The following is an 8,480-nucleotide window of genomic DNA, read 5'->3' on the forward strand; positions in this document are numbered from 1 at the left end:
TCATGCCACGACGCGCAAAACGCCCGCTACACACTCAATTATGAAGAGCCGGAAATCACCCATGTGGTGTATCTGGTCCTCAACGGGAGCGAGGGCCTCCGCCCAGTCCGGTGCCATCAGCTCTGATAGTGAGTTCGCCATGCACCCAGGTTACGATGAATCGTTGGAGGTGGCATGACCGATCTAAGCGATGAGGATCTGGCGATCCTGGACCTGGAAGACACGTGGTCGGACAGGTTTGAAACCAAGGCTGAGGCGATCCGACAGACGTTTGGGTGGTCGAGCTCCCGCTACTATATTCGGCTCAACCTGCTACTCGACAACCCTGACGCCATCTACTCCCGTCCCGTCACCGTGGGGCGCCTGCGCAGGCTTCGCAACGCTCGCGCCGAAGAGCGTGGTGGATCCAGTGCGCATTCACCTCGATGAAGGGATAAAGTAGGCGACGTGGAGCAGTATCCAAAGGACGAATTTGACGAATTGGCAGACTCGCGTCACATGCGAGGGTCACACCGGAAAAAGCGGTCCCCGCTACGCTTCCTCATTCCCTTTGGATCCGTCATCATCATTGCCCCGCTCCTTGGGTGGGGAGTCGTTGAGCTCATGAGCCAGGACGGCATGACGAACCCCTTCATTAAGGAATCCACGGAAGCGGCCACAGACAATACCACCCCAACGGACGCATCGACCGACTCCACTGACGAGCCGACCGATGACGAAACCACGGTTCCCGGTGATGATCAGACTGACGGTTCGACCGATGAGCCAACCGATGGTGCAACCGGTGAAGAGACACCAACCGTGGGCGAGACCGAAGAGGTGCCCTCCGACATCGAAACCCTCCCGCCGGTAGCTGGGGTGGCGTACGACTCCTCGATTCTGCTCTACAACGGAACCGGGGTTCCCGATGGCGCGGATCAGGCGCTGAACACGCTGCAGGTCGCGGGATACACAAACGTCACCGTCGAGGACTACGCGGCGGCCAACCCCGCCACGACCGCTCTCTACTTCGCAAGCAACGATCTGTACGGTACCGCGCAGAACCTCGCACAGAACCTTGTCATTGACTACTGGGCTGAGTCGGCCGGCATGACCGGCGGGAACGATATTCTCATCGTTTTGCGATAGGACCTCTCGAACGAACTCTTCCAATGTCCGCTAAAAGGTGAAACTTCCTCTCATCTTGCACTCGGGGTGTGAGAGTGCCAGAATCTTATTAGCACTCTCCTAGTGAGAGTGAAAGAATTTCGGCCGATGAGGTCAGCGTGAGATCGGAAAGTCCGATTGATTCCTGATCGTCCGTCGCGGGCGTTGGCCGGACCACCACGTGGAGGATTAACACCGCTATGGCTAAAACCATTGCTTTCAACGAGGATGCTCGTCGCGCCATGGAGCGCGGCCTCAACACCCTCGCAGACACCGTTAAGGTAACGCTTGGCCCCAAGGGTCGTAACGTCGTTCTCGACAAGAAGTGGGGCGCTCCCACGATCACCAACGATGGTGTGTCCATCGCTAAGGAGATCGAGCTTGAGGATCCCTACGAGCGCATCGGCGCCGAACTCGTCAAGGAAGTTGCTAAGAAGACTGACGACATCGCCGGTGACGGCACCACCACCGCAACCGTTCTCGCACAGGCTCTCGTTCGCGAAGGCCTCCGCAACGTTGCTGCTGGCGCCAACCCCATCGCACTGAAGAAGGGTATCGACGTCGCTGTTGCAGCCGTGACCGAGCGCCTTCTCGTAAACGCCACCGAGATTGAGACGAAGGAGCAGATCGCTTCCACCGCCGCCATCTCCGCTGGCGACACCGCCATTGGCGAGCTCATCGCCGAGGCTCTCGACAAGGTCGGCAAGGAAGGCGTTGTCACCGTTGAAGAGTCCAACACCTTCGGTCTCGACCTCGAGCTCACGGAAGGTATGCGCTTCGACAAGGGCTACCTGTCCCCCTACTTCGTGACCGACGCTGAGCGCCAGGAAGTTGTCCTCGAGGACGCCTACATCCTGCTCGTCGAGTCCAAGATCTCGAATGTCAAGGATCTCCTGCCCCTGCTTGAGAAGGTCATGCAGACCGGCAAGCCCCTCGTCATCATCTCCGAGGACATCGAGGGCGAGGCTCTCGCAACCCTCGTCGTGAACAAGATCCGCGGCACCTTCAAGTCCGCTGCCGTCAAGGCTCCCGGCTTCGGCGACCGCCGCAAGGCAATGCTCCAGGACATGGCTATCCTCACCGGCGGCCAGGTCATCTCCGAGACCGTTGGTCTCAAGCTGGAGAACGCTGACCTCGACCTCCTCGGTTCCGCTCGCAAGGTCGTCATGACCAAGGACGAGACCACCATCGTTGAGGGTGCTGGCACCAAGGAAGCAATCGACGGCCGCGTTGCCCAGATCAAGGGCGAGATCGAGAACTCGACCTCCGACTACGACCGTGAGAAGCTCCAGGAACGTCTCGCCAAGCTCGCTGGCGGCGTTGCCGTCATCAAGGCTGGCGCAGCTACCGAGGTTGAGCTCAAGGAACGCAAGCACCGCATTGAGGACGCAGTCCGCAACGCCAAGGCAGCAGTTGAGGAAGGCATCGTCCCCGGCGGCGGCGTCGCACTCATCCAGGCAGCCAAGGATGCTCTCGACGACCTCGGTCTCGAGGGTGACGAGGAGACCGGCGCATCGATCGTTCGCGTTGCTGTTTCCGCTCCGCTCAAGCAGATCGCTGTCAACGCTGGCCTTGAAGGCGGAGTTGTTGCAGAGAAGGTTGCGAACTCCCCGAAGGGCGTCGGCCTCAACGCCGCAACCGGCGAGTACGTCGACCTGCTCGCAGCTGGCGTCAACGACCCGGTCAAGGTGACCCGTTCCGCTCTGCAGAACGCAGCCTCCATTGCCAGCCTCTTCCTCACCACCGAGGCAGTTGTTGCTGACAAGCCGGAGCCCGCAGCTCCCGCAGCAGGCGGCGACGACATGGGCGGCATGTACTAAGCCACCAAGTCAACTGACTAAGTGACGTGAGGGGAATAGCGAAAGCTGTTCCCCTCATTCGCATCCCCGAGCAGCATCGGACTCTGCGCCGGTCTATAGATACTGGTAGGTTTCGTGCCGCTCAAGCCCTCAATGTGTTCGTTCAACCCGAGTTTGTCGTAGCCCATCGGCAAGAGGTTCCGTGCTTGGCTGGGCTGAGGTTGGACATGACGATGCGCCGGCCATGGCCGGCGCATCGGTCGTTCACATCGAACGCGAGTGGTGACTATCCCTAGAGGCCGCGGCGCTCGAGGAGGGCCTCGGCGCGGGGCTCGCGACCGCGGACGGCCTTGAAGGACTCCATGGGGTCGCGGGAGGATCCGCGGGACAGGAGCTCGGTGCGCAGAATTTTTCCTGCTTCCCGGTTGAGGCCACCGTCGCCATCCTTCGCACCCTCGGTGCCGAACCACTGCTCGATGTCGGCAACGAGAACCTCGGCCCACATGTACGAGTAGTAGCCAGCATCGTAGCCGCCACCGAACGTGTGCTTGAAGTAGGTGGTGCGGTAACGCGGGGGAACCAGCTCGTGGTAGACGCCAAGGTCCTCCAGTGCGGCACGCTCGAACTCCTCCACCTTCTCGGCGGTCGGTACCTGGTCCACGGTCAGACGGTGCCAAGCCTGATCGAGAAGAGCGGACGCAACGAACTCGGTCGTAGCAAAGCCCTGGGCGAAGGTCTTCGAAGCCGACAGCTTCTCGGCGAGTTCGGCGGGAAGCGGTTCACCCGTTTCAAAGTGGGTTGCGTAGTTCGCGAGCACTCGTGGGTGGTACGCCCACATCTCGTTCAGCTGGCTCGGCATCTCCACGAAGTCACGGGGCACCGCGGTACCAGAGGTGGACACGTAGTAGGTGTTGGAGAGAAGGGCATGGAGTGCGTGACCGAACTCGTGGAACAGGGTGTCCACCTGATCCCACGTGAGGAGGAGCTCCGTGCCCGGTGTGGGCTCATCGAAGTTCGCGTTGTTGAGGACGACAGGGAGGGTGCCGGCACGGTTCGACTGGTGCACGACGGAGTTCATCCACGCGCCACCGGACTTGCCCTTGCGGGCGTAGAAGTCGGCCTGGAACAGACCAACCGGTGAACCGTCCTCGTTCAGGGCCTCCCACGTTCTCATCGAATCGACGTAACCGACAATGTCGGGACGGAGCTTGAACGTGATGCCGTACAGCTGGTTCGCGGCAAAGAAAATGCCGTTCTCCACCACGTTTGAGAGCGCAAGGTAGGGCTTCAGAGCAGCATCGTCAACGGCTACCTGGCCGCGGATCTGCTCCTGGTAGTGGGTCCAATCGGCCGCGGTGATGTCCTTGCCTTCCGTGAGGGGAAGCATGGCCTCGTGCTCACGATCCACGGCCTCAACGGCCCTGGTCGCAACTGAGGACAGGAGGTCGATGATGGCCTGGGAGTCCTTTGCCATGCCGCGCTGGGCCACAACCTGTGCGTGATGAGGTGCGCCAAGCAAAGCTGCTCGCTGTGCGCGCAGGGAAGCAATGTCGACGACCAGCTGGCGGGTATCGGAGGATTCGAAACCGCCGAGGCCACGACTGACAGAGGTGTCGAGAAGGGCCTTGCGGATCTCGGGCTTAGCAAGTTCTACCTGGAGCGGCTGGTTCGTGAAGTTGAGGAGCGGGATGACGTACGTGCCGTCCTCCTGCCTGTAGCTCTCAGCTTGCTCGTCGCTCAGGCCCTCCAGATCCTCGCGAGAGTGAAGGATGAGGGAGTTGTCGGTCATCGCTTTGGTCGCACGCTGGCTGAAGTCGATCTCCTTGGCAGACAGCTCAGCATCCAGTTCCTTGAGCTTCTCCTGCTCCTCATCTGGCAGATCAATGCCACCCTGACGGAACTTCTTGAGGATGTCAGAAACGAGGTAGCTCGTTTCCTCATCGGCGTGGGCCAGATCAATCGCATTGAAGCGGTCGTACATTCTCCGGTCGAGCCAGAACAGGTTTGAGTGTGCGGAAAGCTCAGGACCGAGTTCAGCCTGGATGGCATCAAGCTCGTCCCCACCAATTGAGGAAGCGAGAGTGTAGGCGGGAGAAAGCACGCGCTCGATCTCGGCTTCGGCCTCGTCATAGGGGACGACAGTATTCTCAACTGTGGCGGGCTCGGGGTTAGTGACGATGCGTTCCCACGTGTCCTTCTGGGCCGTCATGGCCTCGCGGGCTGCGGGGATGATGTGCTCCGGCTTGATCGCCTCCCAGTTTGGTACTCCGTAGGGTAATTCTGATGGCGTCAAAAGAGGATTTGTCATAGTTCGATGCTAGACCTTTCGGTACCAACATGCTTAACCACAAATTGCCTCAGATATAGAGAGACTGTGGGGCCGGTGCGCACACCGCCCCCACATGGAGTGCTCCTAGTACTTTGGTTCGCGCTCGAATCCAGCACGGCCCGAGCCGTCGTCTTCTTCCCAGTGGGGAGACTCTGCGGTACGTGGCGTGGAGTGCTTGATGTGGTGGGGGACAGGAGCCAGATCGGGGGCTTCCTGCTTGGGTTCCTTGCCCATTGCCTCGCACTGTTGCCTGCGCACGAGCCTCTCCTGCATCTGCCTCGCGATCTCGTCGCGCTCCGCCTTCTTCTTTTCGGCGGGGGAGAGCTCACGGGGAGCGGGACCGGGTTCCGCATCGTCCGGGAGGTTCTCAAGCGAGGAGCGATCATCGGGCTTGACGATCGCATCCTGGGACAGGGGGCGGAGGAGCGGGTCGTGGGACGGTGCCGGCTCCGCCTCAAGATCCGAGAGCTTCTCCAGGGCAGGAGTGGGAGTCTGTTCGCGCTGTTCGGCGTACTCCTCCGGAGTCATGGTGTTGCCTGACTCCGGTGTGCCGTCCTCTGACTCGCGGGGGTGCTCCCATTCGGCAGGAGGTTCGGACTCGGACGGGATGGTGGCATCGCCTAGCTTCGCGAGCTTCACCTCGATGCGTTCGAGTTCGGCGGTGAGGTTCTGGCGTGCTGGTGCCTCCCACTGCCGACCGAGCGGGGACAGGAAGAGTTGCTTGCGGGAGAGAAGCTTGCCAATGATTTTCTGACGAGCAAGGAGGAAATCAAGTGCGGGAATGTGCTCGTATTCCTGCTGCACTGCTTCCAAGTACTTCGTGTACTTCTGCGGACCGGCCGCAAGGCTACCAAGGTGAGCATCGCGCAACGCGAGCTTGTCGATGTCCATGGTGTTGAGTGTCGCGGTCGTCGTGGGTTCAGCCTCTTTCGGCTGCTTCTTCACACCAATGATGAGCTCCGCGACCCGATCGACCTTTTTCTCGGGGATACCGAGGCCAGCGAGTTCAGTCTGGGCGACGCGTGCGGATTCCACTTCGTTCTCGCCACCGTTGCGGGTGTACGTGTCCTTCTCTGCGGTGGAGAAGACGCAACCGTGATAGTAGGCGGCGAGCTTGACCAGATCCGGGTTGTGGGTCTCCGGAGCCAGGGTTGTGACGCGGGACAGCATGTCGCACAGGTGGTGCAGATTGTGGTGGTGGCGCGAGGGCGCCGCCCACATCTCAATCAGTCGTTGACATGCGGCGGTGATCTCCTGATCGGATACCGTTGCTCCGGCAGTACGAGCACTGCGGATGTAAGTGGGGAGGAGCCACTGCGGATAGTCCATGTGGATTGCGTTGCCCTTTCTGTGGTCACAGGAAGTCTAGACTCATTCCCGAAGGTTCGCGACTGACCATTGTCACCTACTTTCTAGGTGTGAGCCACTTTCCGCGCTCGCCCGAGCCACGTTTAGTGCCGGAGTGCACTAACCTAGAGTGCAGACACAGTTAGGAAGGTTGGGTCATGGCGACGAGCTCTCATCCCCAGTTGACCGGGCGTGCGCTGATTACCGGCGGCACCTCCGGCATCGGACTCGAGTTCGCTCGGCAGCTTGCCGAACGCGGACTTGACCTTGTCCTTGTCGCCCGCAGCGGCGACCGCCTTGAACGCACCGCGAAACAGCTGGAATGGCGCTACGGCATTGACGTTGAGACCCTCGAGGCCGACCTTGAACGGGAGCCCGATCGGGCCCGGGTCGTCACCCGACTGTCGGACGAGAATGAGCCCATCGAGGTGTTCGTCAACAACGCCGGCGCAGGCCTCTACGAGCCACTCGTGACCGAGGATCTAGAACCCCACCGCAAGGCCCTCGAGGTCATGCTGTGGGCAGTGCTGGAACTGGGTGCCGCGGCAAGTGTGGCGATGAGGTCACGTGGCCACGGTGTGATCATTAATACCGCGTCAGTATCTGGACTGGTTCCCATGGGCGGCTACTCGGCCATCAAGTCCTGGGTCAAGACCTATTCCGAGGCCCTCTACCTTCAGCTCCGCGACCACGGCGTTCACGTCACGACCTTCATGCCCGGTTGGGTGCGCACCGAGTTCCACCAGCGCACGGGCGTCAAAACCTCCAGCATCCCCGACTTCCTCTGGCTTCAGCCGGAACGAGTTGTCAGCGAATGCTTGGCGGACACGGAACGCGGGAAGGCTATTTCCATCCCGTCCAAGCGTTTCAAGGTGATCGCTTTCCTCGCGCAGAGCGGCCCCAAATCGGCGGTACGTTCCGTTGTCAGCAAGATCAATAAGGGGCGTCAATGAGCCAGCTTCACCCGCTGAATCAGTACACGTCGAAGAGGCATCGTTCCCTCCGACGCGTCATCCGCAGGGTCATCGCCCGCCCCCTCATCACATCCATTCTCTCGACCTCGGTCGAGGGCGAGGAGGCCGTAGCCGGACTTGACGGCGCGTACATCATTGTTGGCAACCACTCGAGCCACCTCGATGCTCCCATGATGTTCACGCTCCTGCCGGCCCACATGACCGACAGGCTCGCAACTGGAGCCGCGGCTGACTACTTCTATCGCAGGCGCTTCATTTCTCGCCTCACCGCTCTCTTCTTCAACACGTACCCGATTGAACGCAAGGGCAAGGTGAAGAAGGCCTCGGGCAAGGGCCTCACAGCTCAGGAGGGTCCAAGCCCCGCAGCCGGAATGACCGGCAGGCTCCTCAAGGCCGGAATTCCCATCCTCATCTTCCCCGAGGGCACCAGGTCCCGTGATGGTCGCATGGGGGAGTTCAAGGCGGGTGCCGCGGCACTCTCCCAGAAGCTGTCCGTCCCGATCGTTCCCGTCGCACTCATCGGCGGCCACGACGCCATGCCCGTGGGAGCCATCTGGCCGAAGATGGGCCGTCCCCGCGTCAAGCTTGTTCTCGGTTCACCCATGCATGCAGAGCCCGGTGAAAGCGTCGAACATTACAACGCGCGCATCCGTGCCTGTGTGTTCACGATGAAGGCAACCGGCCACCCCCACTCCGGTGAGGGCGCGAGCCTCGACGCAGCTTAAGAGCAGACTTCCCTCAACACAGAGGTCAAGAAGAAGCTCTCTCCTCGAAAGACTCTCTCCTCGAAAGACATGGACAGACAAGGACTGAGTTGCCAGACAAAGACTCAGTAGCCAGAGAAGGCAGAGAGACAGCTGAAGCAGATGAGTGGTGGGGGGGGGG

Annotated in this window: 7 protein-coding genes; 5 read left to right on the forward strand and 2 right to left on the reverse strand. The window is 60.8% G+C overall.

The genetic code is table 11. The features are described from left to right. Window positions 1-174: 174 nt before the first annotated feature. The 3 genes from QMB98_RS02300 to groL all read left to right on the forward strand — a co-directional run bounded on the left by QMB98_RS02300 (window position 175) and on the right by groL (window position 2,966). Window positions 175-429, forward strand: coding sequence for a DUF3263 domain-containing protein (locus tag QMB98_RS02300; protein ID WP_371684028.1), 255 nt, complete (start codon window positions 175-177; stop codon window positions 427-429). An 18-nt stretch (window positions 430-447) separates the two neighbouring features. Beyond that, entirely contained in the window at window positions 448-1,128 is a 681-nt protein-coding gene (locus QMB98_RS02305; protein WP_371684029.1) for a LytR C-terminal domain-containing protein, read from the forward strand. 218 nt (window positions 1,129-1,346) lie between these two features. Beyond that, window positions 1,347-2,966 carry a chaperonin GroEL gene (gene groL, locus QMB98_RS02310; protein ID WP_371684030.1) on the forward strand — a complete coding sequence of 540 codons (1,620 nt, stop codon included), beginning with the start codon at window positions 1,347-1,349 and terminating at the stop codon, window positions 2,964-2,966. Between the two features lie 271 nt (window positions 2,967-3,237). Here groL and QMB98_RS02315 read toward each other — a convergent pair whose 3' ends face one another. Both QMB98_RS02315 and QMB98_RS02320 read right to left on the reverse strand, forming a co-directional pair. Then, window positions 3,238-5,253: a M3 family metallopeptidase gene (locus QMB98_RS02315; protein WP_371684031.1), complete on the reverse strand. Its 2,016-nt coding sequence runs from the start codon at window positions 5,251-5,253 to the stop codon at window positions 3,238-3,240. 105 nt (window positions 5,254-5,358) lie between these two features. Beyond that, window positions 5,359-6,603: a hypothetical protein gene (locus tag QMB98_RS02320; RefSeq protein WP_371684032.1), complete on the reverse strand. Its 1,245-nt coding sequence runs from the start codon at window positions 6,601-6,603 to the stop codon at window positions 5,359-5,361. 176 nt (window positions 6,604-6,779) lie between these two features. On the opposite strand from QMB98_RS02320, the gene QMB98_RS02325 reads away from it, so the two are divergent. Further along, on the forward strand, window positions 6,780-7,574 hold the full coding sequence (locus QMB98_RS02325) for an SDR family NAD(P)-dependent oxidoreductase (RefSeq protein ID WP_371684033.1): 795 nt from the start codon (window positions 6,780-6,782) through the stop codon (window positions 7,572-7,574). Further along, a complete protein-coding gene (locus QMB98_RS02330) occupies window positions 7,571-8,320 on the forward strand; it encodes a lysophospholipid acyltransferase family protein (protein ID WP_371684034.1) in 750 nt (249 codons plus the stop codon). Before QMB98_RS02325 ends, QMB98_RS02330 begins: the two co-directional genes overlap by 4 nt. The last annotated feature ends 160 nt before the right edge of the window (window positions 8,321-8,480 follow it).

Origin of the sequence: Flaviflexus sp., from assembly GCF_041440645.1 — a bacterium.
Classification (GTDB): Bacteria; Actinomycetota; Actinomycetes; order Actinomycetales; family Actinomycetaceae; genus Flaviflexus.